The sequence below is a fragment of the Citrobacter sp. CK194 genome (genome assembly GCF_030333395.1).
Lineage (GTDB): Bacteria > Pseudomonadota > Gammaproteobacteria > Enterobacterales > Enterobacteriaceae > Citrobacter_B > Citrobacter_B koseri.
On the sequence record NZ_JAOWGA010000013.1, the window covers coordinates 257,033 to 283,708 of the forward strand.

Annotated in this window: 26 protein-coding genes; 14 read left to right on the forward strand and 12 right to left on the reverse strand. The window is 52.7% G+C overall.

Translation table 11 applies throughout. From position 1 onward, the window contains the following. Positions 1-76 precede the first annotated feature (76 nt). Both yajL and panE read right to left on the reverse strand, forming a co-directional pair. Entirely contained in the window at positions 77-667 is a 591-nt protein-coding gene (gene yajL, locus OGX80_RS03980) for a protein deglycase YajL (RefSeq protein ID WP_012133558.1), read from the reverse strand. After that, complete coding sequence (panE, locus tag OGX80_RS03985) at positions 630-1,541, reverse strand: 2-dehydropantoate 2-reductase (protein WP_047458477.1); 912 nt, start codon at positions 1,539-1,541, stop codon at positions 630-632. Before panE ends, yajL begins: the two co-directional genes overlap by 38 nt. 124 nt (positions 1,542-1,665) lie before the next feature. Here panE and OGX80_RS03990 point away from each other — a divergent pair, with 124 nt between their 5' ends. Further along, positions 1,666-2,157 (forward strand): YajQ family cyclic di-GMP-binding protein, encoded by a 492-nt coding sequence (locus OGX80_RS03990; RefSeq protein WP_115181907.1) that lies wholly within the window; start codon positions 1,666-1,668, stop codon positions 2,155-2,157. 91 nt (positions 2,158-2,248) lie between these two features. Here the strand turns inward: OGX80_RS03990 and OGX80_RS03995 are convergent, their stop codons facing one another. Next, positions 2,249-3,613, reverse strand: a complete 1,365-nt coding sequence (locus OGX80_RS03995) for an MFS transporter (RefSeq protein ID WP_012133555.1) — start codon at positions 3,611-3,613, stop codon at positions 2,249-2,251. Between the two features lie 182 nt (positions 3,614-3,795). Here OGX80_RS03995 and OGX80_RS04000 point away from each other — a divergent pair, with 182 nt between their 5' ends. Genes OGX80_RS04000 through OGX80_RS04010 form a run of 3 tightly spaced genes read left to right on the forward strand, consistent with a single transcriptional unit; the run spans position 3,796 to position 5,080 of the window. After that, a complete protein-coding gene (locus tag OGX80_RS04000) occupies positions 3,796-4,278 on the forward strand; it encodes an Hcp family type VI secretion system effector (RefSeq protein WP_115182354.1) in 483 nt (160 codons plus the stop codon). A gap of 11 nt (positions 4,279-4,289) precedes the next feature. Then, complete coding sequence (locus OGX80_RS04005; protein ID WP_071259901.1) at positions 4,290-4,757, forward strand: STM2901 family protein; 468 nt, start codon at positions 4,290-4,292, stop codon at positions 4,755-4,757. Further along, positions 4,757-5,080, forward strand: a complete 324-nt coding sequence (locus OGX80_RS04010; protein ID WP_071259899.1) for a DUF1493 family protein — start codon at positions 4,757-4,759, stop codon at positions 5,078-5,080. The genes OGX80_RS04005 and OGX80_RS04010 overlap by 1 nt, the downstream gene beginning before the upstream one ends. Positions 5,081-5,136: 56 nt before the next feature. Here the strand turns inward: OGX80_RS04010 and cyoE are convergent, their stop codons facing one another. The 7 genes from cyoE to OGX80_RS04045 all read right to left on the reverse strand — a co-directional run bounded on the left by cyoE (position 5,137) and on the right by OGX80_RS04045 (position 12,484). After that, a complete protein-coding gene (cyoE, locus tag OGX80_RS04015) occupies positions 5,137-6,027 on the reverse strand; it encodes a heme o synthase (RefSeq protein ID WP_081353222.1) in 891 nt (296 codons plus the stop codon). 11 nt (positions 6,028-6,038) lie between these two features. Beyond that, positions 6,039-6,368: a cytochrome o ubiquinol oxidase subunit IV gene (locus tag OGX80_RS04020; protein WP_012133553.1), complete on the reverse strand. Its 330-nt coding sequence runs from the start codon at positions 6,366-6,368 to the stop codon at positions 6,039-6,041. Continuing rightward, positions 6,368-6,988 carry a cytochrome o ubiquinol oxidase subunit III gene (locus OGX80_RS04025; protein ID WP_012133552.1) on the reverse strand — a complete coding sequence of 207 codons (621 nt, stop codon included), beginning with the start codon at positions 6,986-6,988 and terminating at the stop codon, positions 6,368-6,370. Before OGX80_RS04025 ends, OGX80_RS04020 begins: the two co-directional genes overlap by 1 nt. Beyond that, positions 6,978-8,969, reverse strand: a complete 1,992-nt coding sequence (gene cyoB, locus OGX80_RS04030) for a cytochrome o ubiquinol oxidase subunit I (protein WP_115181906.1) — start codon at positions 8,967-8,969, stop codon at positions 6,978-6,980. Before cyoB ends, OGX80_RS04025 begins: the two co-directional genes overlap by 11 nt. A gap of 19 nt (positions 8,970-8,988) precedes the next feature. After that, positions 8,989-9,927 (reverse strand): cytochrome o ubiquinol oxidase subunit II, encoded by a 939-nt coding sequence (cyoA, locus tag OGX80_RS04035; RefSeq protein ID WP_115181905.1) that lies wholly within the window; start codon positions 9,925-9,927, stop codon positions 8,989-8,991. Between the two features lie 458 nt (positions 9,928-10,385). Beyond that, complete coding sequence (gene ampG / locus OGX80_RS04040; RefSeq protein ID WP_024130594.1) at positions 10,386-11,861, reverse strand: muropeptide MFS transporter AmpG; 1,476 nt, start codon at positions 11,859-11,861, stop codon at positions 10,386-10,388. A 44-nt stretch (positions 11,862-11,905) separates the two neighbouring features. Beyond that, positions 11,906-12,484, reverse strand: coding sequence for a lipoprotein (locus OGX80_RS04045; RefSeq protein WP_012133548.1), 579 nt, complete (start codon positions 12,482-12,484; stop codon positions 11,906-11,908). A gap of 304 nt (positions 12,485-12,788) precedes the next feature. Here OGX80_RS04045 and bolA point away from each other — a divergent pair, with 304 nt between their 5' ends. The 9 genes from bolA (at position 12,789) to fadM (ending at position 23,157) form a co-directional block, all read left to right on the forward strand. After that, entirely contained in the window at positions 12,789-13,106 is a 318-nt protein-coding gene (gene bolA / locus OGX80_RS04050; RefSeq protein WP_012133546.1) for a transcriptional regulator BolA, read from the forward strand. 347 nt (positions 13,107-13,453) lie between these two features. Next, positions 13,454-14,752, forward strand: a complete 1,299-nt coding sequence (gene tig, locus OGX80_RS04055) for a trigger factor (RefSeq protein ID WP_012133545.1) — start codon at positions 13,454-13,456, stop codon at positions 14,750-14,752. A gap of 246 nt (positions 14,753-14,998) precedes the next feature. Next, on the forward strand, positions 14,999-15,622 hold the full coding sequence (gene clpP / locus OGX80_RS04060) for an ATP-dependent Clp endopeptidase proteolytic subunit ClpP (protein WP_003021624.1): 624 nt from the start codon (positions 14,999-15,001) through the stop codon (positions 15,620-15,622). 129 nt (positions 15,623-15,751) lie between these two features. Then, positions 15,752-17,026 (forward strand): ATP-dependent protease ATP-binding subunit ClpX, encoded by a 1,275-nt coding sequence (clpX, locus tag OGX80_RS04065; protein WP_115181904.1) that lies wholly within the window; start codon positions 15,752-15,754, stop codon positions 17,024-17,026. A 184-nt stretch (positions 17,027-17,210) separates the two neighbouring features. After that, positions 17,211-19,565, forward strand: coding sequence for an endopeptidase La (gene lon, locus OGX80_RS04070; RefSeq protein ID WP_012133542.1), 2,355 nt, complete (start codon positions 17,211-17,213; stop codon positions 19,563-19,565). 209 nt (positions 19,566-19,774) lie between these two features. Further along, positions 19,775-20,047, forward strand: a complete 273-nt coding sequence (gene hupB / locus OGX80_RS04075; RefSeq protein WP_003021629.1) for a nucleoid-associated protein HU-beta — start codon at positions 19,775-19,777, stop codon at positions 20,045-20,047. A gap of 223 nt (positions 20,048-20,270) precedes the next feature. Continuing rightward, positions 20,271-22,142, forward strand: a complete 1,872-nt coding sequence (gene ppiD / locus OGX80_RS04080; RefSeq protein ID WP_012133541.1) for a peptidylprolyl isomerase — start codon at positions 20,271-20,273, stop codon at positions 22,140-22,142. 149 nt (positions 22,143-22,291) lie between these two features. Further along, positions 22,292-22,666 carry a helix-hairpin-helix domain-containing protein gene (locus tag OGX80_RS04085; protein ID WP_115181902.1) on the forward strand — a complete coding sequence of 125 codons (375 nt, stop codon included), beginning with the start codon at positions 22,292-22,294 and terminating at the stop codon, positions 22,664-22,666. Between the two features lie 92 nt (positions 22,667-22,758). Beyond that, positions 22,759-23,157, forward strand: a complete 399-nt coding sequence (fadM, locus tag OGX80_RS04090) for a long-chain acyl-CoA thioesterase FadM (RefSeq protein WP_012133539.1) — start codon at positions 22,759-22,761, stop codon at positions 23,155-23,157. A gap of 108 nt (positions 23,158-23,265) precedes the next feature. Here the strand turns inward: fadM and queC are convergent, their stop codons facing one another. Next, positions 23,266-23,961, reverse strand: a complete 696-nt coding sequence (queC, locus tag OGX80_RS04095; RefSeq protein WP_047458463.1) for a 7-cyano-7-deazaguanine synthase QueC — start codon at positions 23,959-23,961, stop codon at positions 23,266-23,268. A 27-nt stretch (positions 23,962-23,988) separates the two neighbouring features. Beyond that, a complete protein-coding gene (locus tag OGX80_RS04100; protein ID WP_115181901.1) occupies positions 23,989-25,725 on the reverse strand; it encodes an SgrR family transcriptional regulator in 1,737 nt (578 codons plus the stop codon). Between the two features lie 100 nt (positions 25,726-25,825). On the opposite strand from OGX80_RS04100, the gene cof reads away from it, so the two are divergent. Next, positions 25,826-26,644 (forward strand): HMP-PP phosphatase, encoded by an 819-nt coding sequence (gene cof, locus OGX80_RS04105; RefSeq protein WP_115181900.1) that lies wholly within the window; start codon positions 25,826-25,828, stop codon positions 26,642-26,644. The last annotated feature ends 32 nt before the right edge of the window (positions 26,645-26,676 follow it).

Sequence of the window (26,676 nt, forward strand, 5' to 3'; positions counted from 1 at the left end):
ATCGCGCTATCAGGCGCAACGTATTGCCGGATGACGGCGTAACCGCCTTATCCGGCCTACGCACCGCCATCCGGCGCTATTCGTAGTAATTATAAATTCCCGCCGCCATCACCAGCTGTGACGCCACTTCATGGGCTTTTTCACGGCCAACCAGCAGATCGATAATTTTCAGTCCGAAGTCAATCGACGTTCCTGGCGCCTGGCTGGTCAGCAGCTTCACGCGCGGGTCCCACACCACACGTTTATCCTGCCACTGTTCGGCGGGAATGTTGTCTTTCAACGCCGGGAAGCCGGTCATATTGCCGATGGGAAAGATATCGTGCGGAACGAGAACCGTGGCGGCCGCTGCGCAAATCGCGGCGACAATACGCCCGGAACGGTGGAACTGCTTAACGGTTTCGACCAGCAACGGGCTGTCGCGAAAACACTCCGCCCCCTTTATGCCGCCAGGCAATACAATGATGTCGTAATCGCCGTCGGCTACCTCGACCAGCGGCGCATCCGCCAGCAGTTTTACGCCACGCGAACAGACAATGGTGAGATTTCCGTCACTGGCGACGCTCGCGGTCGTGACCTGAATACCGCCACGAACCAGCAGATCGATAGTGGTGACCGCTTCGGTCTCTTCACTACCAGGGGCGAGGCATACCAGTGCCGATGCGCTCATACTCACTCTCCTTTCGCTTTACCATTTCAAACAGACGGGCATTTTCCGGGACGGCGATGCCATGCGCGCGGGCGCGCTTTAACAAATAACCCGTAATATAGTCGATCTCGGTATGACGCAGGGCACGCATGTCCTGCAACATAGACGAGATATTTTCTGCCGTACTCTCAATCACTTGATCGACATAATAACGTAAATCGTCCGCCGACGTATGGTGTCCTTCGCGCTCGATAACCGCAGCGACCTCCTGACATATCGCCATTACCGCTTCCGGGTGGTGGCGTAATTCGCCGTTGGGGCAGTCCCATAGCGCGGTAAGGGGATTAATCACACAGTTTACCGCCAGTTTGCGCCACATCTCTGCGCGAATGTTGTTGTGCCAGGCGACGTCAGGCAGCACGCCCTGCAAAATATCGGCCAGATAGCTGTAGTCCCCGTCCTGCTCACGCGCCGGGCCAATATGGGTAGTGCCGTTGGCGACATGAATGATGACATTCCCGTCGCGTCTGGCGGCATGCGTCGTGGTGCCCATCAGTAACGGCTGCGGGATGTTTTGCAACTCTTCGATTGTGCCCATCCCGTTGTGAATCAGCAGGATCGGCGTGGTTTCAGGCAGAGTGGCGACCAGACCTCTTACGGCATCGTAGACCTGCCAGGCTTTCAGCGTGACCAGCAGCAGATCGCTGTTGGCCAGAAAATCAGGATCGTTCGCCGTCAGGGATTCGTTAAATATTGAACCGTCCGTCTCTATCAGATTCACGCTGCAATAGGGTTGCGGTACGCGCAGCCAACCCTGTACTTCATGTCCATGTTTGCACAGCGCTGTAAGCCAAAGTTGCCCTAAGGCTCCGCATCCCAGTACGGTAATTTTCATTGTTCCTCCTCACCTGCAACAGCGCCAGGTGTTATGGCCTAAGTATAGCGCCATCAGCTAAGCTTCTCGTTATGTCTCGTTACGGGTATTATGCTTCGCATCAAAAACGAAGGGAGAGGAAAAGATGCCATCTTTCGATATTGTCTCTGAAGTCGATCTTCAGGAAGCGCGTAACGCAGTAGATAATGCGACTCGCGAAGTTGAATCACGCTTTGATTTTCGTGGCGTTGAGGCCACGTTTGAATTAAACGACGCGAACAAAACCATCAAAGTACTGAGCGAATCGGATTTCCAGGTGAATCAGCTGCTGGATATTCTGCGCGCGAAGCTGCTCAAGCGCGGCATTGAAGGCAGTTCGCTGGATGTGCCGGAAGCGTTCGTCCACAGCGGTAAAACCTGGTTTGTGGAAGCGAAGCTGAAGCAGGGCATTGAAAGCGCGGTTCAGAAGAAGATCGTGAAGCTGATTAAAGACAGAAAGCTGAAAGTGCAGGCGCAAATTCAGGGGGAAGAGATCCGTGTGACCGGAAAATCCCGTGACGATCTGCAATCCGTCATGGCGCTGGTGCGCGGCGGGGATTTGGGACAGCCGTTCCAGTTCAAAAACTTCCGCGATTAAGTTGTGATGCCTGATGGCGCTGCGCTTATCCGGCCTACGGACAATGCGGTCTTGTAGGCCGGATAAGGCGGTAGCCGCCATCCGGCATTTCTCACGCCAGCCTGATCGCCTGCTCAACCTCAAAACGGTTGGTCACTTTGCTGTCGATCTTCACATAGGCGGAATGCTCTTTCTCTGCGATCAGTACCTCACTCACACCTTCAGTCGCCAGCAGACGCTGTTTCAGCGCGTCATCGGCGGCAATCTCCGGCGGAATTTCCACGCGTAAGCTGCTGACATACGGCGGTTCTTTCATCGTACTTGCTACCGCCAGCCAGACGACGGTCAGCAATGCGCCAGCCAGAAATACCGCCTGACCGCCGAACAGACCATTCACCCAGCCGCCCAGCGAGCCGCCAATCGCGACGCCGAGGAACTGGCTGGTGGAGTAAACGCCCATCGCGGTGCCCTTATAACCGGCTGGAGACTCTTTGCTGATCAGCGAGGGGAGGAGGGCTTCCATCAGGTTAAAAGCGAGGAAGAACAGCTGTACCCCGGCAATTAACCCCCAGAAGTGCACGCCTGCGCCCCACAGCACGACTTCGGCAATCAGTATCAACGCGACGCACAGCAGAAAGACCCGCTTCATCCGGCGTTTGACTTCGGCGTAGATAATGAACGGGACTACGGAGCCAAATGAGATCAGCATTGTGACCAGATAAATCTTCCAGTGTTCGGCGGCGGGGAAACCAGCAGCGGCAAGTTGGCCGGGGAGGGCGACGAAGGTCGACATCAGCAGAATATGCAGACACATGATGCCGAAGTTAAGCTTCAACAGCTTAGGTTCGGCCAGCACTTTGCTGAAACTGCCTTTCACCATGCCGGATTCACGGTTCAATACGTGGGTTGTGCTGTTGGGGACAACCCAAACGGTCAGGGCGATGCCGAGCGCGGCGAGTGCGGCAATCATCCAGAACAGGGCGTTCAGCCCCAGTTTGTGGGTGACGATCGGCCCAAGCACCATCGCAATAGCGAAGGTAATACCAAAACTGACGCCGATAAACGCCATCGCTTTGGTTCGGTTTTGCTCGCGGGTTAAGTCAGACAGCAGCGCCATGACGGCGGCGGCGATTGCGCCAGAGCCTTGCAGCGCGCGGCCAAGAATAATCCCCCAGATGGAGTCAGACAGCGCGGCGATCACGCTACCCAGCACGAACACGGCCAGACCGCCGATAATTAACGGCTTACGCCCGACGCGGTCTGAGAGTAACCCAAAGGGGATCTGGAAAACGGCTTGCGCCAGGCCGTAAATACCGATAGCAATGCCGATCAAGGCTTCGCTGGCGCCCTGAAGCGCCATACCATAGGTGGTCAGAACCGGCAGGACCATAAACATGCCAAGCATGCGCAAAGAAAATACAGTCCCTAAACCCCAGGTGGCGCGCAACTCACCCGGCGTCATTTTGTAATCGTTCATTCCCACCTCTGTATAAAATCCGCGACTAGTGTAAAGCGGCGAGGTAACAGGGTAAACCACTACGGTATGTAGAATTGTGTTGAGACTTAAAAGAAATAGTTACCAGTGCAACTAATTTACTTGCGATAATTACAGGCGTAGTCTTTTTGTGGTTATTTCTAATGGAAAGCGGGAAAAGGAAAATGGCGATTCCAGGCAATATGTGGATTTATGACGATGGCGGCGCGCTGATTAAGGGTGGCTGCGATGTAAAAGATAGGGAATACAGTATTGAATTTAAAGGCTTTCACCACAATTTATCTATTCCAACTGATAACGCAACAGGTAAGCCGACGGGCACACGCCAGCACTCACCGATGATGATCGTCAAAGAGTTCGATTACTCCAGCCCGTATTTATACAAAGCTGTTGCAACAGGCCAAAATCTTAAATCAGCAGAGATACGCTGGTACAAAATTAACGATGCGGGTCAGGAGGTCGAGTATTTTAATATGTTGCTCGAAGGTGTGCGGATTGTTTCTGTCTCTCCAACGATGGCAGGGCCAGAAGACAAGAACAACAACCATCTTGAAACCATAGAATTACGTTACGAGAAAATCACCTGGAAGCACTGTGATGGCAATATTATCTACAGTGATGCATGGAATGATCGGCAGTCCGTCTGAGGGAGGCGTCAATGGATACGACGGAAGAAGCGAATGGAACTTATTGGTATCATGGGCACGCTAATGTAACGCCTGGTGAACTATTTGATTTGATATTTATTGAGCAGTTAGCTGATTCATTAGGGATAACCACTGAAGCCGCTACGTTAGTGTTGATAGGTCAACCATTGATTCCCGTAAAAGGAAAATTATCAGCAGCCACGAACACACCGGGTACCAGCATTGCATCTATCTTATGCAGAAAACTTCTGAAAGGGGCTCGTTTCCCATTTGGATTAAGACCGCATGCGCCTATGGGGAAATTTTCTAAATTGAAGATGGTTCCCACAAACCAAATTGCAACTTATATAGGTCGATGGATTCCTTTTATCGGTCATGCTCAGCTAATCATGCTGCTGTTCATGGTTACAAAACATACGCGTGATAAATACAACCTTATCGCACGACCCAAAGATCGCATACAGTGGACATCTTTCTGATGAGAAATTATGAAGCTGAAGTAATTGAGTACATCATGAAGAACTACCCAATCAGGGAACGTTGGTTTAGGCCTGGCCTTAAACAGGTTACTAAAGAGTGGACCCTGGAAGATGATTTTCAGTTTGTACCAGAAGATGCCGATGATTTTTTAGTCGATTTATTTGAACATTTTGATATTGAGTATTCAAACTTTGATGCGCGGAATTATATTGAATATGAATATCCATTCTGGCAAAAAAAGCTGCCTGAAATAGAGTTAAAGCCTTTGACAGTAGAGATGATTATAGAGTCAGCAAAGGCGGGTAAATGGCTTTATGACTGAATAACATCCCTCAGATAAAAAAGGGTGCCGAAGCACCCTTGTAGCATTCGCTGATTTTACCCGACCCAGGTCAGCAGGCTGTGTGAGTCCGGCACCATAAAGTCGACGGACATCATCACGCTTAACGCAGTGATGGCAATGATGGAAAAGCCGAACAGCTTACGCGCCCAGACTTTGTCATCTTCCACTTTGTAACCGCGCAGGGCCATACCGAGCCACCAGACGCTCACGGCTGCCGCGACCACCAGATATTTGTATCCGGCATAGCCGCCCAGGGAGAGCATCAGCGTCGCAACGGCAAAGGCGATGATATACAGCGTGATATGGTTCTTCGCCACCGAGATGCCTTTCACCACCGGCAGAACCGGAATGTTGGCAGCCTGATAATCCTTGAAGCGGAAAATCGCGATGGCGTAAGAGTGCGGCATCTGCCACAGGCTAAAGATCGCCAGCAGAATCAGCGCGCCGCTGTCGAACTCGCCCGTTACGGCGCAGTAGCCAATCACCGGCGGCGCAGCGCCGGAGAGAGAACCAATCAGCGTGCCGTAAACGGAGTGGCGTTTCATGTACAGACTATAAATGCCGACATACACCACGAAGCCCATCACCCCCAGCCAGCAGGCCAGAGGATTCGCGCCAAACCACAGCAGCATAAAGCCAGCAATACCCAGCAAGGTGGCGTACACCAGCGAGACAGCAGGAGAAATCAGGCCTTTGACCAGCACCCGATTCTTGGTCCTTTCCATCTTCCTGTCGATATCCCTGTCGATGTAGTTGTTAAATACACAACCCGACGCCACAACCAGTGACACCCCGACCAGCGTATAGATAAACAGGGGATAGTCGATGCTGCCTTTAGAAGCCAGCAGGAATCCCCCAATCACCGAGATCAGGTTGCCAAAGATGATGCCTGGTTTCGTTACTTGCAGGTATTGCTTAAACATCATAACCGCCGCTCTTAGTGCATCATCATATTGTAGTTCAGGTTCCACATAATCCAGATGGAGCCCACCACCAGAATGGCAATGATCAGCACGGTAAAGACAAAGGCCGTCATGTTCCAGCCTTCGTCAGATTTCGTATTCATGTGCAGGAAGCACACCAGATGCACCAGAATCTGCACCACTGCCATCGCCAGGATAGTCCCCAGAATCACGGCCGGGGAACCTGTACCCGTCATCACCATCCAGAACGGAATGACCGTCAGGATGATCGACAGAATAAAACCTGTCATGTAGGTTTTTACGCTGCCGTGGGACGCGCCGCTGTGATCGGTAGAATGACTCATTACATCGCCCCCATCAGATAAACAACAGTGAACACACAGATCCACACCACATCCAGGAAGTGCCAGAACAGGCTCAGGCACATGATGCGGGTACGGTTAGTGCTGGTCAGGCCGCGACGGGCGATCTGCACCATCAGCACCGCCATCCAGATAAGACCGGAGGTGACGTGCAGACCGTGCGTACCGACCAGCGCGAAGAACGCAGACAGGAAGCCGCTGCGATCCGGGCCCATGCCTTCAACAATCAGGTGATGGAATTCGTAGATTTCCATCCCGATAAATCCGGCACCGAACAAGAAGGTCAACGCCAGCCAGGAGACAACCTGGCTCTTGTTATCCTTGTGCATGGCGATCGCCGCCATGCCGTAGGTGATGGAGCTGAACAACAGCAGGAAAGTTTCAACCAGAACGAACGGCAGTTCAAAAATGTCCTTACCTGTCGGGCCGCCTGCGGTGCCGTTCACCAGAACGGCATAGGTTGCGAACAGAATAGAGAACAGAATGCAGTCGCTCATCAGGTAGATCCAAAATCCGAAGATTTTGGTCTGGCCTGCATCGTGGTGCCCGTGTTCGTGCGCGTGGGCAGTCGCGTGCGTTTGCGCTAAAGTATCAGTTGCCATTTTTCAGCCCTGCCTTAGAAATCTCATCGAAATGCTGGTTTTCCAGTTTTTCGACTTCCGGGACTGGTACGTAGTAGTCCACGTCCTCGTCAAAGCTCTTAACAATCCAGCTGATGATCATGCCTGCGAAGCTTGCAATCGCCAGCCACCAGATATGCCAGATCATGGCGAAACCAAAAATAGTGGAGAAGGCGGCGATAACGATGCCCGCACCGCTGTTTTTCGGCATATGAATTTCTTCATAATGCGCAGGCTGTTTGTACGCTTCGCCTTTTTCTTTCATTTCCCAGAAGGCATCACGCTCGTGAACGTGCGGCACAACGGCAAAGTTATAGAACGGAGGCGGAGAAGAGGTTGCCCACTCCAGCGTACGCGCGCCCCACGGGTCGCCGGTCAGGTCGCGGTTCTGCTCGCGGTCGCGAATAGAAACGAAGATCTGAATCAGCTGGCACAGGATGCCCAGTGCAATCAGCGCGGCGCCACAGGCGGCAATCAGCAGCATTGGATGGAACTGCGGGTCAATCTGCTGGCTGAGACGACGGGTCATCCCCATGAAGCCCAGCACGTACAGCGGCATAAACGCCACGAAGAAGCCGATGATCCAGAACCAGAATGCGCGTTTACCCCAGGTCTCGTTCAGCGTGAAGCCGAACGCTTTCGGCCACCAGTAGGTCATACCGGCGAAGCACCCGAAGACCACACCGCCGATGATAACGTTATGGAAGTGCGCAATCAGGAACAGGCTGTTGTGCAGAACGAAGTCCGCGCCCGGAACCGCCAGCAGAACGCCAGTCATACCGCCGACCGAGAAGGTCACGATAAAGCCGATCGTCCATAGCATCGCTGAGTGGAAGACGATACGCCCCTGGTACATGGTGAACAGCCAGTTGAAGATCTTAACCCCGGTCGGGATTGCGATAATCATCGTGGTAATACCGAAGAAGGCGTTTACGTTCGCGCCCGCACCCATGGTGAAGAAGTGGTGCAGCCAAACGATGAACGACAGAACGGTGATACACACGGTCGCCCAAACCAGCGAGGTGTAACCAAACAGGCGTTTACGCGAGAAGGTTGCGGCGATTTCGGAGAACACCCCGAAGACCGGCAGAACCAGGATGTACACTTCCGGGTGGCCCCAGGCCCAAATCAGGTTGATGTACATCATCATGTTGCCGCCCATATCGTTGGTAAAGAAATGGGTGCCCAGATAGCGATCCAGGGTCAGCAGCGCGACGGTGACAGTCAGAATTGGGAAGGAGGCGATAATCAGGATGTTCGCGCACAGCGATGCCCAGGTAAATACCGGCATCTTGAACATGGTCATGCCCGGCGCACGCATCTTCAGAATCGTCACGAAGAAGTTGATACCGGTCAGCGTCGTACCGATACCGGATAGCTGGAGACTCCAGATCCAGTAATCGACCCCGACACTCGGACTGTACTCTATTCCCGAGAGCGGCGGATAAGCCAGCCAGCCGGTCTGCGCGAACTCACCAACGCCCAGAGACAGGTTAACCAGGATAACGCCGACAACGGTGAACCAGAAGCTCAGGTTGTTCAGGAACGGGAACGCAACGTCACGCGCGCCGATCTGCAACGGAACCACCAGGTTCATCAGACCGATAACGAATGGCATTGCCACGAAGAAGATCATGATCACGCCGTGAGCGGTGAAGATCTGATCGTAGTGATGCGGCGGCAGGAAGCCCGCTTCACCCGCAGAAGCCAGCGCCTGCTGGCTACGCATCATGATGGCGTCGGCAAAGCCGCGTATCAACATAACAATTGCGACGATGACATACATGATGCCAAGACGCTTGTGGTCAACCGAAGTAAGCCACTCTTTCCATAGGTAGGTCCACTTACCGAAGTAAGTGATCAAGGCTAAAAGCGCCAGACCCCCGACGATAATGGCAGCGATCGTAACCATGACGATAGGTTCATGGAACGGGACTGCATCCAGTGTCAATTTTCCGAACATCGTTTTCTTCCTCGGCCCCTTAGTGAGCGGATTCCGCGTGGCTCATGTCCATGCCTTCATGCGAGCTGTGCTCACCTTCCGGTTGGGTCATGTCCATGCTCTTACCGTGAGCCATAAATTTGTTAATGACGTCTTTAAACAAATCCGGTTTCACGTTGGAGAAATATTCCACCTGGTTGTATTCGCTTGGCGCAGCCACTTTCTCGAACGCAGCCATGTCGCTCATGGTGTTCGGTGACTGTTTAGCTTTAGCAACCCACTGGTCGAATGTGGCGCGGTCCGGCGTGGCGATAGCTTTGAACTTCATACCGGAGAAACCAGGGCCGCTATAGCTTGCGGAAATACCATCATAGGTACCGGCTTCGTTGGCAATCAGATGCAGTCGAGTCTGCATACCGGCCATGGCATAAATCTGGCTACCCAGACGCGGGATAAAGAAGGAGTTCATCACGGAGTTGGAGGTCACTTTGAAATAAACCGGAGTGTTCGCCGGGAAGGCGATTTCATTCACGGTTGCGATGCCCTGTTCCGGGTAGATGAAGAACCATTTCCAGTCCATGGAAACCACTTCGATGGTAATGGGCTTCTCGTCATGCGCCAGCGGCTTGCTTGGCTCAAGAGCGTGAGTGGTTTTCCAGGTAAGTACAGCAAGGAAAATGATGATCAGAATCGGCACCGTCCAGACCACAGCTTCCACTTTATTGGAGTGTGACCAGTTCGGGCTGTACTTCGCATCTTTATTGCTCGCACGGTACTTCCAGGCGAAACCAACAGCCATCAAGATGGCGGGAATAACGACAATCAACATCAGGCCAAAAGCCGTCAGTATCAGTGAACGTTGTTCCAGTCCAATCTGTCCTTTGGGGTCAAGAAGTGCAGAATTACAGCCACTGAGTAATGCAGTGCCTGCAATTAATGACAACCATCCCAAACTTTTATTGTATTTCCTGAGTCTCATTTAACGACCTCAATTCCACGGGACCTGGTGGCGTTTAAAGTGTGTGGGCATTTTACGGGAAGGTTACATTACTGTAAACATGATTGGATCTGTGTTACTGGGTTCTGCCGGGCATGTCACATATGTTGCAGGATATGTCGCGTTGACTTTAAGAACCTGTTGCAACATCACGTTATAACGAAAGAGGGCTGGAAGGCAGGGCTTACAGGGTAATTGGTATAACCAATGCGAAATTAAAACAATTGTTTAACAATTAATTATCAACAAAGAGACAAATGAAAAACAAAAAATAAAACTATATTGGCTGAATCGAGTAAGGAAAATAAAATCTATAAAAGGCGTCAATAATTTCCAGATGCTATTGCGCACAAAACAACAAATATTATTTTTCGCAACTGCCGCTTATTTAGCCGTTATAATTTCGCTCTGTTATTACAACGGCAAATAACGTTGCCCGCTTACACAAGACGTGTTTTGCGTAGCGCCAGATAATCCAGCACCCCGCCGAACAAAATGCCGCATATCGCCACCATGACCCCCGCCTCAAGCAGTTCGGGCAGGAAGGAGAAGCGAGTGTAGTCCACGGCGTTCATCGTCAGCAGCAACAGCCATACCGCCAGCAGGCCGCAACCGATCATTAGCGTCAGCAGCGCCAGACCATACGCCCCGCGAAATTCCGTACGGGGGATGAAGCTTTCGCTTTCCCAACTGTGTTCAAGGGTTTGACGACAAACCAGCAGAAGCAGAAGGCCAGGCACGGCCGCTGCGACGGAGAAGAGATAAAACGTGGGCCAGCCATGCGCTTCGACAAACCATCCGGCAACGGGGCCGACATACACGCGTCCCACCGCAGAGAGCGCGGAGAGCAGGGCAAACTGGGTGGCGGAAAACGATTTGTTGCACAGCGTCATTAACAATGCGACAAAGGCCGCCGTTCCCATCCCGCCGCACAGGTTCTCGAAGAAGACCGCTGCGGCCATGCTGAACATATGCTTGTCCGTCACGGAAAGCAGCCAGTAACCGGCGTTGGAAACGCCTTGCAGAATGCCGAAAATCAGCAGCGCGCGGAAAAGGGAAAGGCGCTGCATCAGGATGCCGCCGTACAGCGCGCCGACAATCGTCGCCAGCAGTCCCAGCGTTTTATTGACCACGCCGACTTCACCGGCATCAAAACCAACGCCGCGAATCAAAAAGGTGGTGGTCAGACTCATGGCGAACGCATCGCCCAGCTTATACAGCACGATTAACAACAAGATCAGCCAGGCGTTGTTGCGGCCAAAAAAGTCGCGCAGCGGAGCGGCGACCGCCTGTTCCAGCGTTTTAGGCACTGGAATGGAATCTTCAGGTTCAGGGGCCAGGAGCGTGGCGATAATACAGGGCACAAGCAGCGCCGCCATCAGCCAGTACATCCCCTGCCAGCCGAGCCAGCGATCCGCCAGCCACAGCGCCAGACCACCGGAGACCAGCATTCCTAGCCGATAGCCCAGTACGCTAATCGCCGCTCCGGTGCCGCGTTCTTCCGCAGGCAGAACATCCGTTTTCCACGCGTCAAAGACAATGTCCTGAGATGCGGAACAGAAGGCGATGATAACCGCCAGCGCCGCCATCCAGCGCAGCTGCGTACCGGGTTCCAGAAACCCCATCGCCGCAATGGCGAGCAGCAGCAGAATCTGCGTGGTAATCAGCCAGCCGCGACGACGACCTAAAAAAGGCGGCGTGTAACGGTCCATGACCGGAGACCAGAGGAATTTAAAGACGTAGGCCTGGCCCACCAGAGAGAAGAAACCAATGGTTTTGAGATCGATATTCTCAACGGTCATCCAGGCCTGTAGCGTGCCGGAGGTGAGCGCGAGGGGTAAACCTGATGCAAACCCCAGAATCAACAGGATAGCTGAACGCGGTTGCTGAAAAATACGTAAATATTGGTTGGGCATGGGCATCTACAGGCCCGACAAGCGCCGGGCCATCTGGACAGAAATTAACGTGCGTTCTGCTTAATGAATTCGTGAATGCTGGTGTCCTGAGACATATCAGCGATGGTGTCGGTCAGGACGCTGTTAACCGCGTTGGCGATATTCTGGTTGGACGCCTGGAATGCGCCTTCAACAGAGTAGCTCGCACGGTAGTTTTTCGTCATCTTGTTGCCGTTTGCCGCCGTCGCGATGATGGCGATATCCGCTTTGGTGGCGATGTTGTAGCGAACGTTACCCTGAGATACATCGGCATACAGCTGATTTACGATGATTTGCAGGTTAACAGCGCCGTTTGGCCCCACCATATAACCGCGTGCGGTCATCTGTTTTTCCAGCACTTCTTGCAGCAGGAAGCGCAGATCGCGGGAGGCGGTCAGAGTAACCAGTTGGTTATTACGCGTAACTTTCGCCAGCGCCTGATCCTGACGCTGGTCGGCGCCGTTGATGCTCACAGTAACGCCCATCAGACTTGGATCTTGTTGCGGCAGTGTGATTTTCGGCGATACGTCAATGGTTGTCGGCGGTGTTGCGCACCCTGCCAGCATAACCAGAGCAATTAATGGAAAGAGGATTTTCTTTAACATGTTCGGGCTCTCAGTGACTCTTAAGCGTGATAGATAAAAATTCCCGCCATCATAACATTGCCAACGGCGAGGGGAAGTGGTCAACGCATGTAAATTCATCGCGTTGTCTGTTTTCTGACCCTCGGTACACCTTACTTCGGGTTTTCGCAACCAAATGAATGGATAAGTCAGTAAACTTCATACGTTTGAATGAAAATATCAGACGAACGCTAAATTTTTGTTGTCATGATGTAATGTAAACGGTAAAAGCGGCTAGTATTTAAAGGGATGGGTGACATCTCAGCGTTGTCGGAGGAGATATTTCATGATGATACGTGAGCAAATAGAAGAAAAATTAAGGGCAGCGTTCGAACCCGTGTTCCTCGAAGTTGTGGATGAAAGCTATCGTCACAATGTTCCGGCAGGCTCTGAGAGCCACTTTAAGGTTGTGCTGGTCAGCGATCGCTTCACTGGCGAACGTTTTCTTAATCGCCACCGGATGATTTACGGTACGTTAACGGCAGAACTCTCCACAACCGTACATGCGCTGGCCCTGCATACCTATACCATTAAGGAGTGGGAAGGATTGCAGGATACGATCTTCGCATCGCCTCCTTGCCGTGGCGCAGGAAGCATCGCGTAGAAAAACGCATTTGCAACTGTTGGCGCTTTTCCAGTATGTTGCTACAGATTATGTGAAAACGGCCTGCGGGCCGTTTTGTTTTGTCTGAATTTTGAGCGAGATGTACAGTATTCAGACCAAAATTAGCCGGGAATTGTGAAAAAAGCCGCAGCAACGCGCGATAACCGTTCTCGACTCATAAAAGTGATGCCGCTATAATGCGGCGTCTTATTTTTCGGAATGTCTTCGGGATGATTCTGACGACAGGGAATGTGATTGATTATGAGAACATCCCGGTTCCGCGAAGCCAACAACCTGTGCTTGCGGAGTAGAGTTGACCGAGCACTGTGATTTTTTGAGGTAACAAGATGCAAGTTTCAGTTGAAACCACTCAAGGCCTTGGCCGCCGTGTAACGATTACTATCGCTGCTGACAGCATCGAGACCGCTGTGAAAAGCGAGCTGGTCAACGTAGCGAAGAAAGTGCGTATTGACGGCTTCCGCAAGGGCAAAGTACCGATGAATGTTGTTGCTCAGCGTTATGGCGCTTCTGTTCGCCAGGACGTTCTGGGTGACCTGATGAGCCGTAACTTCGTTGACGCGATCATCAAAGAAAAAATCAACCCGGCTGGCGCACCGAACTATGTTCCGGGCGAATACAAACTGGGCGAAGACTTCACCTACGCTGTAGAATTTGAAGTCTACCCGGAAGTTGAACTGACCGGTCTGGAATCCATCGAAGTTGAAAAACCGGTTGTTGAAGTGACCGACGCCGATGTTGACGTGATGCTGGACACCCTGCGTAAACAGCAGGCAACCTGGAAAGACAAAGACGGCGCTGCTGATGCAGAAGACCGTGTAACCATCGACTTCACCGGTTCTGTTGACGGTGAAGAGTTCGAAGGCGGCAAAGCGTCTGACTTCGTACTGGCGATGGGCCAGGGTCGTATGATCCCGGGCTTTGAAGACGGTATCAAAGGTCACAAAGCAGGCGAAGAGTTCACTATCGACGTGACCTTCCCGGAAGAATATCACGCTGAAAACCTGAAAGGTAAAGCCGCTAAATTCGCTATCAACCTGAAGAAAGTTGAAGAGCGCGAGCTGCCGGAACTGACCGAAGAATTCATCAAGCGTTTCGGCGTTGAAGATGGTTCTGTTGCTGGTCTGCGTACTGAAGTGCGTAAAAACATGGAACGCGAGCTGAAAGGCGCGGTGCGTAACCGCGTGAAGTCTCAGGCGATTGAAGGCCTGGTGAAAGCGAACGACATCGACGTTCCATCTGCGCTGATCGACAGCGAAGTTGACGTTCTGCGTCGTCAGGCTGCACAGCGTTTCGGCGGCAACGAGAAACAAGCGCTGGAACTGCCGCGTGAACTGTTCGAAGAACAGGCTAAGCGTCGCGTTGTTGTCGGCCTGCTGCTGGGCGAAGTGATTCGCACTCAGGAGCTGAAAGCTGACGAAGAGCGCGTTAAAGGTCTGATCGAAGAGATGGCTTCTGCGTACGAAGATCCGAAAGAAGTTATCGAGTTCTACAGCAAAAACAAAGAGCTGATGGACAACATGCGTAACGTCGCTCTGGAAGAGCAGGCCGTTGAAGCCGTTCTGGCGAAAGCGAAAGTGACTGAAAAAGCCACTTCCTTCAACGAACTGATGAACCAGCAGGCGTAATTCGTCGCTTAATTAGCACGAAATTCGCACAAGAGCCCGTCACCTCCAGGTGGCGGGCTTTTTTTTGTCACGCATTTTGCATGGAAGAGTGCGAAAACAGCGTTTCAGTGTTAGCGTTACAACAAAAGATTGTTATGCTTGAATTATGGCGATGCCGTACCCATAACAGAGGGACTAGCTGATAATCCGTCCATAAGGTTACAATCGGTACAGCAGGTTTTTTCAATTTTTATCCAGGAGACGGAAATGTCATACAGCGGCGAACGAGATAACTTTGCACCCCATATGGCGCTGGTGCCGATGGTCATTGAACAGACCTCACGTGGTGAGCGCTCTTTTGATATCTATTCTCGTCTACTTAAGGAACGTGTCATTTTTCTGACCGGCCAGGTCGAAGACCATATGGCTAACCTGATTGTGGCGCAGATGCTGTTCCTGGAAGCGGAAAACCCGGAAAAAGATATCTACCTGTACATTAACTCCCCAGGCGGGGTTATCACCGCAGGGATGTCTATCTACGACACCATGCAGTTTATTAAGCCGGACGTTAGCACGATTTGTATGGGCCAGGCGGCTTCTATGGGCGCGTTCCTGCTGACTGCTGGCGCAAAAGGCAAACGTTTCTGCCTGCCTAACTCTCGCGTCATGATTCACCAGCCTCTCGGCGGTTATCAGGGCCAGGCGACAGATATTGAAATTCATGCCCGTGAAATCCTGAAGGTGAAAGGGCGCATGAATGAACTTATGGCGCACCATACGGGTCAGTCTCTTGAGCAGATTGAACGTGATACCGAGCGCGACCGCTTCCTCTCCGCGTCTGAAGCGGTGGAGTACGGTCTGGTCGACTCGATTTTGACCCATCGTAATTGATGCCCAGGGCGCAGGTGTGCCGCTATAATACTATCCAGGGGCGGCACAACGCTGACAAGCGACTTGCGCCTGAGAATGGCATTTGCGTCGTCGTGTGCGGCACAAAGAACAAAGAAGAGGTTTTGACTCATGACAGATAAACGCAAAGATGGCTCGGGCAAATTGTTGTACTGCTCTTTTTGCGGCAAAAGCCAGCATGAAGTGCGCAAGCTGATTGCCGGTCCATCCGTGTATATCTGCGACGAATGTGTTGATCTATGTAACGACATCATTCGCGAAGAGATTAAGGAAGTGGCACCGCACCGTGAACGCAGTGCGCTGCCGACGCCACATGAAATTCGCAACCATCTGGACGATTATGTTATCGGCCAGGAGCAGGCGAAAAAAGTGCTGGCGGTCGCGGTATACAACCACTACAAACGTCTGCGCAACGGCGACACCAGCAATGGCGTTGAGTTGGGCAAAAGTAACATTCTGCTGATCGGGCCGACCGGTTCCGGTAAAACGCTGCTGGCCGAAACGCTGGCGCGTCTGCTGGACGTACCGTTCACCATGGCGGATGCCACCACCCTGACTGAAGCCGGTTATGTGGGCGAAGATGTTGAGAACATCATTCAGAAGCTGTTGCAAAAATGCGATTACGATGTGCAGAAAGCGCAGCGCGGTATTGTCTACATCGATGAAATCGACAAGATTTCCCGTAAGTCTGACAACCCGTCCATTACCCGTGACGTTTCCGGTGAAGGCGTACAGCAGGCGCTGTTGAAACTGATCGAAGGGACGGTTGCCGCCGTTCCGCCGCAGGGAGGACGCAAGCATCCGCAGCAGGAGTTCTTGCAGGTTGATACCTCTAAGATCCTGTTTATCTGCGGCGGCGCGTTCGCCGGTCTGGATAAAGTGATTGCTAACCGTGTTGAAACCGGCTCCGGCATTGGTTTTGGCGCAACGGTCAAAGCGCAATCCGACAAGGCCAGCGAGGGCGAACTGCTGGCGCAGGTTGAGCCGGAAGATCTGATCAAATTTGGTCTGATTCCTGAGTTCATTGGTCGTCTGCCGGTTGTGGCGACGCTGAATGAGCTGAGTGAAGAAGCGCTGATCCAGATCCTGAAAGAGCCGAAAAACGCCCTGACCAAACAGTATCAGGCGCTGTTTAACCTGGAAGGCGTCGATCTGGAATTTCGTGACGAAGCGTTGGATGCTATCGCGAAGAAAGCGATGGCGCGTAAAACCGGCGCTCGTGGTCTGCGTTCCATCGTTGAAGCGGCGCTGCTTGATACCATGTACGATCTGCCTTCTATGGAAGACGTCGAAAAAGTGGTTATCGACGAGTCCGTCATCGGCGGTCAGAGCAAGCCGTTGCTGATTTACGGCAAGCCGGAAGCGCAGCAGGCATCTGGTGAATAATTAACCAACTCATACAATCAGTTAACGAAAAAGGGGGGATTTTATCCCCCCTTTTATTTTTCCGTAAACATGGCGTTGAATGTGTGGGAAACATCCCCATATACTGACATACATGTTAATGGCTGCGTGAAGCACAGTCGCGCAGTCTGATTACCTGGCGGACACTAAACTAAGAGAGAGCTCTATGAATCCTGAGCGTTCTGAACGCATTGAAATCCCCGTATTGCCGTTGCGCGATGTGGTGGTTTATCCGCACATGGTCATACCCTTATTTGTAGGGCGGGAAAAATCTATCCGTTGTCTGGAAGCGGCTATGGACCATGATAAAAAAATCATGCTGGTCGCCCAGAAAGAAGCATCAACGGATGAGCCGGGTGTAAACGATCTTTTCACCGTCGGGACCGTGGCCTCAATTTTGCAAATGCTGAAACTGCCTGACGGTACTGTCAAAGTGCTGGTTGAGGGGTTGCAGCGCGCGCGTATTTCTGCGCTGTCAGATAACGGCGAACACTTTTCCGCTAAGGCGGAATACCTTGAATCGCCGGCGATTGATGAGCGCGAGCAGGAAGTGCTGGTGCGCACTGCCATCAGTCAGTTCGAAGGCTACATCAAGCTGAACAAAAAAATCCCACCGGAAGTGCTGACGTCGCTCAATAGCATTGACGATCCTGCGCGTCTGGCGGACACCATCGCTGCCCATATGCCGCTGAAACTGGCGGATAAGCAGTCCGTGCTGGAGATGTCCGACGTTAACGAACGTCTGGAGTATCTGATGGCGATGATGGAATCTGAAATCGATCTGTTGCAGGTTGAGAAGCGTATTCGCAACCGCGTTAAAAAGCAGATGGAGAAATCTCAGCGTGAGTACTATCTGAATGAGCAAATGAAGGCCATTCAGAAAGAACTGGGCGAGATGGACGACGCGCCGGATGAAAACGAAGCGCTGAAGCGTAAAATCGATGCGGCGAAAATGCCGAAAGAGGCAAAAGAGAAAGCGGAAGCAGAATTGCAGAAGCTGAAAATGATGTCTCCGATGTCGGCGGAAGCGACGGTTGTACGCGGCTACATCGACTGGATGGTGCAGGTGCCGTGGAACGCGCGTAGCAAGGTCAAAAAAGACCTGCGTCAGGCACAGGAAATTCTCGACACAGACCATTACGGTCTGGAGCGTGTGAAAGATCGCATCCTTGAATATCTCGCGGTACAAAGCCGTGTAAACAAAATCAAAGGGCCGATCCTGTGTCTGGTTGGGCCGCCGGGGGTAGGTAAAACCTCTCTGGGCCAGTCCATCGCCAAAGCGACCGGGCGTAAATATATCCGTATGGCGCTTGGCGGCGTGCGTGATGAAGCAGAAATCCGCGGCCACCGCCGGACATACATCGGCTCTATGCCGGGTAAACTGATCCAGAAAATGGCCAAAGTGGGCGTTAAAAACCCGCTGTTCCTGCTCGATGAGATCGACAAAATGTCTTCCGACATGCGTGGCGATCCGGCCTCTGCGCTGCTTGAGGTGCTGGACCCTGAGCAGAACGTGGCGTTCAGCGATCACTACCTGGAAGTGGATTACGATCTCAGCGACGTGATGTTCGTTGCCACCTCCAACTCCATGAACATTCCGGCGCCACTGCTGGATCGTATGGAAGTGATTCGTCTGTCCGGTTATACCGAAGACGAGAAGCTGAACATTGCTAAACAGCACCTGCTGCCGAAACAGATCGAGCGTAACGCGCTGAAGAAAGGCGAGCTGACGGTTGAGGATAGCGCCATTATCGGCATTATCCGTTACTACACCCGTGAAGCGGGCGTGCGTAGCCTGGAGCGTGAAATCTCCAAACTGTGCCGCAAAGCCGTGAAACAGCTGCTGCTGGATAAGTCGCTGAAACACATTGTGATCGATGGCGATAACCTGCATGACTACCTCGGCGTACAGCGCTTTGACTATGGCCGCGCGGACAACGAAAACCGTGTGGGTCAGGTAACGGGTCTGGCATGGACGGAAGTGGGCGGCGACCTGCTGACCATCGAAACCGCCTGTGTGCCGGGTAAAGGCAAACTGACTTACACCGGTTCTCTCGGTGAGGTTATGCAGGAGTCTATTCAGGCTGCGCTGACCGTGGTGCGTGCGCGTGCGGAAAAACTGGGTATTAATCCAGACTTTTACGAAAAACGTGACATCCACGTTCACGTACCGGAAGGGGCGACGCCGAAAGACGGCCCGAGCGCCGGTATTGCGATGTGTACCGCGCTGGTCTCCTGCCTGACGGGTAATCCTGTTCGCGCTGATGTGGCGATGACCGGGGAAATTACCCTGCGAGGCCAGGTACTGCCTATCGGCGGCCTGAAAGAGAAACTGCTGGCGGCGCACCGTGGCGGGATCAAAACCGTGTTAATTCCGTTTGAGAATAAACGCGATCTGGAAGAGATTCCAGACAACGTTATTGCCGATCTGGACATTCATCCGGTGAAACGCATTGAGGAAGTTCTGACTCTTGCGTTGCAAAATGAGCCGTCCGGCATACAGGTTGTCACCGCAAAATAGTGACCTCGCGCAAATAGCGCTAAGAAAAACAGGGCTGGCAGGGCATTTCGTGCTTGCCAGCCTTTTTTTGTATAGCTAATTTAGATGACGGATCGGGCTTGCCATCATTAACGGGTGTTGTAAGGGCATGGCAGGCCTGATATAACTGCTGCGCGGTCGCACTTTGAAGGATTCCGGTGCGATATAAATTATAAAAGAGGAAGAGAAGAGTGAATAAATCTCAACTGATCGACAAAATTGCTGCAGGGGCTGATATCTCTAAGGCTGCGGCTGGACGTGCGTTAGATGCAATTATTGCTTCTGTCACTGAATCACTGAAAGAAGGTGATGATGTAGCGCTGGTAGGTTTTGGTACTTTTGCTGTTAAAGAGCGTGCTGCCCGTACTGGTCGCAACCCGCAAACAGGTAAAGAGATCACCATCGCCGCCGCTAAAGTGCCGGGTTTCCGTGCAGGTAAAGCGCTGAAAGACGCGGTAAACTAAGAGCTTCTCCCCCTGGGGATGTGACAAAGTACAAGGGCGCATCATCTGATGTGCCTTTTTTATTTGTCCAGTACTACTTTATTTGAGTTTATGCTGGTTGTGGGCTGACAATTACCCCGGTTTCTTGTCACAATACAGCTTTCCGCGCAGCGTTCAGAAAACGCTATGCTGCGTGAAGTATGAATACGCAAAACAGTCACCTACAGCGGAGTGTGGTTACACCATGATGGACAGCTTACGCACGGCTGCTAACAGTCTCGTGCTCAAGATTATTTTCGGTATCATTATCGTGTCGTTCATTTTGACCGGCGTGAGTGGTTACCTGATTGGCGGAAGCAATAACTACGCCGCAAAAGTGAATGACCAGGAAATCAGCCGCTCGCAGTTTGAGAATGCGTTTAACAGCGAACGTAATCGTATGCAGCAGCAGCTGGGCGATCAGTATTCTGAACTGGCGGCGAATGAAGGCTACATGAAAACGCTGCGTCAGCAGGTACTGAATCGTCTTATCGATGAAGCCTTGCTGGATCAATACGCGCATGAGCTTAAACTCAGCATCAGCGACGAACAGGTTAAGCAGGCCATCTTTTCAACGGCGGCTTTCCAGGTTGACGGCAAATTTGATAACAACCGCTACAACGCGATTGTGAATCAGATGGGGATGACAGCCGATCAGTATGCTCAGGCATTGCGTAACCAGCTCACCACCCAGCAACTGATTGCTGGCGTTGCCGGTACTGATTTCATGCTGAAAGGTGAAACGGACGAGCTGGCGGCGTTAGTCGCGCAGCAGCGTGTGGTGCGTGAAGCGACGATTGACGTGAACGCACTGGCTGCGAAGCAGCAGGCTACCGATCAGGAAGTGTCCAGCTACTACGAGCAGAACAAAAACCGCTTTATGACCCCGGAGCAGTTCCGCGTGAGCTACATCAAGCTGGATGCGGCTGCTATGCAGGAAACGGTCAACGATGCGGATATCCAGTCTTACTATGACCAGCATCAGGATCAGTTCACCCAGCCGCAGCGTAACCGTTACAGCGTCATTCAGACCAAAACGGAAGATGAAGCGAAAGCGGTGCTGGACGCGCTGAACAAAGGCGGTGATTTTGCCGCGCTGGCGAAAGAGAAATCCGCAGACATTATCTCTGCGCGCAACGGCGGCGATATGGGCTGGCTGGAAGACGCCACCACGCCGGACGAACTGAAAAATGCCGGCCTGAAAGAAAAAGGCCAGCTGTCTGGCGTGATTAAATCCTCTGTTGGCTTCCTGGTTGCGCGTCTGGATGATGTTCAGCCTGCGAAAGTGAAGCCGCTGAGCGAAGCGCGTGATGACATTGCCGCGAAAGTGAAGCAGGAAAAAGCGCTGGATGCCTATTACGCGCTGCAACAAAAAGTCAGCGATGCGGCGAGCAACGATACCGAATCTCTGGCGGGCGCTGAACAGGCCGCTGGCGTGAAAGCGGTTGAAACCGGCTGGTTCAGCCATGACAACCTGCCAGAAGAGCTGAATTTTAAACCGGTTGCCGATGCTATCTTCAACGGTGGTCTGGTTGGCGAGAACGGTACGCCGGGCAGCAACTCCGATATCATCACCGTGGATGGCGACCGCGCATTCGTGCTACGCATCAGCGAGCATAAACCTGAAGCGGTTAAGCCTCTGGCTGACGTGAAAGAGCAGGTGGCTGCGCTCGTTAAGCACAACAAAGCAGAGCAGCAGGCAAAACTGGATGCTGACAAACTGCTGGTTGAGCTGAAAGCGGGTAAAGGCGCAGAAGCGATGAAAGCGGCCGGTCTGAGCTTTGGCGAAGCGAAAACGCTGAGCCGTACCGGGCAGGACCCGGTAAGCCAGGCTGCGTTTGCGCTGGGCCTGCCAGAGAAAGATAAGCCGAGCTATGGCGTCGCTAACGATATGCAGGGCAACGTTGTGCTGCTGGCGCTGGACGACGTGAAAGCGGGCTCTATGCCGGAAGAGCAGAAAAAAGCGATGGTTCAGGGTATTACCCAGAATAACGCGCAGATTACCTTTGAAGCGCTGATGAGTAACCTGCGTAAAGCGGCGAAAATCAAAGTCGGCGATGCGCTGGAACAGCAGTAATCACCGAGACGCTTCGCAAAAAACTGCAAAAAGTTGTAACCCTCAAAGGCCGCCTTCGCGGCCTTTTCCATTTCTGATATTTGCTATTTGTTTGCCTTTCTCCGCCCCGCTATCGTGATGCCACTGTTAACACACAAGGAGAAAACAGTATGAAACATGGAATCAACGCACTGCTGGTCACGATGACTCTGGCCTGCGCAGGCATGACGCACAACGCGCTGGCTGCCGGAACGGTAGAGAAAAATCAGGTGGTACAAACAAAGGCGGATTCGTCTGCGTCCGCGCAGACTAAAGCCTCCGTGCCAGCAAAGGCCAGCGATGATGAAGGCGCGAGGGTCAGTATCAACACGGCTTCAGCGGAAGATCTGGCGCGGGTGATGAATGGCGTCGGGCTGAAAAAAGCGCAGGCGATAGTCAACTATCGGGAAGAGTATGGGCCGTTTAAAACGGTGGATGATTTAAAGCAGGTTCCGGGGATGGGGAGTTCGCTGGTGGAGCGCAATCTGGCGGTGCTGATGCTGTAATAACTTGCACTGTGGCAAAAGTTTGCCAGGATAATGAGGTCATACCAGTTATGGCCTCTGTTCCTATAACAACAACGTAAGGTTATTGCGCTATGCAAACACAAATCAAAGTCCGTGGTTATCACCTTGATGTTTATCAGCACGTTAATAATGCCCGCTATCTTGAGTTTCTTGAAGAGGCACGCTGGGATGGGCTGGAAAACAGTGACAGCTTTCAATGGATGACGGCCCGCAATATCGCTTTTGTGGTGGTGAATATTAATATTAACTACCGTCGCCCCGCCGTGCTGAGCGATCTGCTGACCGTCACCAGTCAGGTGCAGCAGTTAAACGGGAAGAGCGGCATTTTAAGCCAGGTCATTACGCTTGAGCCGGAAGGGCAGGTTGTGGTGGACGCACAGATTACTTTTGTCTGTATTGATTTGAAAACGCAGAAAGCATTGCCGCTGGAAGGTGAGTTACGCGAGAAACTGGAGCAGATGGTGAAGTAACGGAAAGTTGCCTGATGGCGCTTCGCTTATCAGGCCTGCGGGCGACATTGACCACGGTGAATGTCGCCAGGCCGGATAAGGTGCGTGCACCGCCATCCGGCAAAACGATCACTTTAACCCTGTTTTCTGCTTCATTGCCGCCATCACTGCCGGTTTATCCGTCAGATAATGCTTCAGGCCGTTGGCGCGCAGATTACAGGCGGCGCACTGCCCGCAACCGTCACCTTTGATGCCGTTATAACAGGTCAGCGTCTCTTCGCGCACCAGATCCAGCTTGCCCCAGTAATCGGCGAGTGCCCAGGTTTCGGCTTTATCAATCCACATCAGCGGGGTTTCAAAGCGAATATCCTTCGCCATACCCAGGGTGACGGCATGATTCAGCGCTTTGACAAACTCATCGCGGCAGTCCGGGTAGCCGGAGAAATCCGTCTCGCAAACGCCGGTGATCACCGCTTCGGCTTTCACCTGATAGGCATAAATCGCCGCCAGAGTCAGAAACAGAATATTACGCCCAGGGACAAACGTATTCGGAATACCGTCGGCATCCGGTTCATAGTCCGGTACGGGAATGTTATCGCGCGTCAGGCTACTGACCGCCAGTTCGCTCAGCAGCGTTACGTCCAGCACCTTATGCGCACGCGCGCCGAGTTTTAAGGCCAGATTACGTGCGACATCAATCTCAGCGCGATGACGCTGACCATAATCAAAGGTGACACAGTGCACTTCATCATACTGATGCAGCGCTTGCGCCAGACAGGTTGTGGAGTCCTGGCCTCCACTGAATACAACGACGGCACGTTTCATAACTTATCCTGACAAAAACGAAAAACGCTATGGTAGCGCCTGCGGATGGCCGCGACCAGCTTCTTCACCGCGCGGCGGCGGAAGCCATGCTTTCTCAAACTCAAACCAGCCGCGTGGATTGAGTTGAACGCCATTGACGCCCGGCGGCGCGCTAATACGGTAGTGATAGTTAAAAAGCGGCGTAAGCGTGGCGTCATTCATCAGACTCGTGAATACCTGTTGTAACGCAGTATAGCGGTCGTCTTCACCGGGCTGCGTTTGTAAGGCATCCAGCGTGGCCTGAAGATGGGCGAAAGCAGGGGCATCCAGCACATGCGGCCAGAGTTGATCGCAGCGTAGCCACTGCTCAAGCGTATATTCCGGCGCTTCGCCAATCAGTCTGTCGCCCATCATGAGATCCGCTTTTGCCAGCGAAGGGCAGTTATCCCAGTTTTTCGCGTTGTGGAAAATCAACGTTAATTCACAGCCGAGCGTTGCCAGATATTGCTGGAGTTGCTCCGCCATGGTGTGCAACTCAACGGGAAGGTGGTAGACCAGCGTCAGTTTTTTCGGTAACTCAACGGATTCTAGCCCCTTCCATTGCGGCATTACCCAGCCTGGCAGCAGCGCGTTGCTGGGCGTGATTAGATTTTCATCTACCGGCAGCGTCTGTAATAACGACGTATGATGAATGATGTCTACCAGGCGACGCGCCTGTTGCAGGCTGAGTTTCGAGCCTTTTTTAAGCGTCAGGTAGCAAAATCCCAGGCTAATACCGCTGCTCACCTGGCTAAGTGAGGCCAGCTCCTCTGGGTTGCCGATGGCAATCTGTACCGGATGACGACAGCTGGTGCCTAAATCCTGATCAAAAAGCTGAGGCGTGATCCAGTATTCAATCGCCTTTAGCAGCGGGTGGCAAAGGTGATAATTGTCGTGGCTTTCCAGGCGTACCAGCTCCGGCGTAAATAACGTCAGCCGAAAAGGTCCGGTGCCTGACAGCGGCTGATGCGGGTGCGCCAGGTGGCTACAGTAGCTTGCCAGACGGTGCGCCAGCCAGTAATCAGGGCGATGGAGAATGAACGTCAGGCATTGCGGATGGGTGACTTCAATCCGCTTGACGCTGATAAACAATTTATTGAGGGCTGGCAGGTCAAGCAGCATCAGCAGGCGCGTGTGCAGCTGCGCAGTTTTTACCGTATCGCCATTATGCCAGTGCAGGGTAGAGCGAATATAAAAATCCCAGCGCATACCGTCGGCGGAGATATCCCAGTGATGTGCTAAATCCCCGCAGGGGCGCTGGCTGGCGTTGTCAAAGCGGGTGAGGCCGGAGAAAATTTGTCCCGCAAGATGCTGTTCTGCGCGACCGGGCAGAAATCCCGGATGCAACGGGTCCAGCGGACGATAGTAGGGAATACGCAGGGTCGGCGTGTCGTTTTGCCACTGACCGCCCATAAACGGTTGCAGCATGGTACGCAGTTCGCCTGGCGCCAGCTGTGCCAGCTCCAGCACATTAAGCTGCTGACCTTTTTCCAGCGCTTGCTCCATCATGGTATTGCGCAGTGACTCCGGCGTGACCAGAAATTGCAGTTTACCGCGCTTACCCCGCCCGGATTGCGCCTCCCATGTTAACCAACCGGCTTCCTGCGCCTGGCGTAGTAGCGTACGGATGTGGCGTTCGCTACAAAAACAGCGCTCCGCCAGTTCCCCAACGGTGACCGACTGAGGTTCTCCGGCCGAGGGCTGCCAGAGACGTTGATATTGTTTTAAACGGTTGAGAAGTCTCATTGAAACCCGGAACAATTCATTTTATCTATTCACTATTACTTCCGTATATCTCAGGTGATACTCAATCACAAGTTAATTGCGTCACAGTGTGGAGAAAGAGATGGCTCGTCTGGCTGCATTTGATATGGATGGCACGCTTTTGATGCCAAACCACCATCTGGGTCATGAGACCCTTGCAACGCTGGCGCGTCTGCGTGAACGCGATATCACTTTGACGTTTGCGACCGGTCGGCATGTGCTGGAAATGCGGCATATTCTGGGGTCTATCTCAATGAATGCGTTTTTGATAACCGGCAACGGGACGCGCATTCATTCGCAGGAAGGCGATATGCTGCATCGCCAGGATCTGGACCCCGCCATTGCGGATCGCGTATTGCACCAGGCGTGGGATACCCGGGCCAGTATGCACGTATTCAACGATAATGGCTGGTTTACGGGGAGCGCGATCCCCGCGCTATTACAGGCGCATGTCTACAGCGGGTTCCACTATCAGATCGTGGATGTCAAACGTATCCCGGCCCACCAGGTCACGAAGATCTGTTTCTGTGGCGATCACGACGATCTGATCCGGCTGCGTATTCAACTGAATGAGGTGCTGGGCGAGCGGGCGAATCTCTGCTTTTCCGCTGTGGATTGCCTGGAAGTGCTGCCGCTCGGCTGTAATAAAGGTTCCGCGCTGGCGGTATTAAGCGACCATTTGGGGCTGTCGCTGACGGAATGCATGGCGTTTGGCGATGCGATGAACGATCGCGAAATGCTGGAGAGCGTGGGACGTGGTTTGATTATGGGCAACGCGATGCCGCAACTGATCGCTGAACTGCCTCATCTTTCAGTGATTGGCCATTGTCGTAATCAGGCGGTCTCTCACTTTTTAACGCATTGGCTGGATAATCCGCATCTACCTTATTCCCCCGAATGAGCGATCCTTTCCAGCAAGCCAGGCCCGTAAAG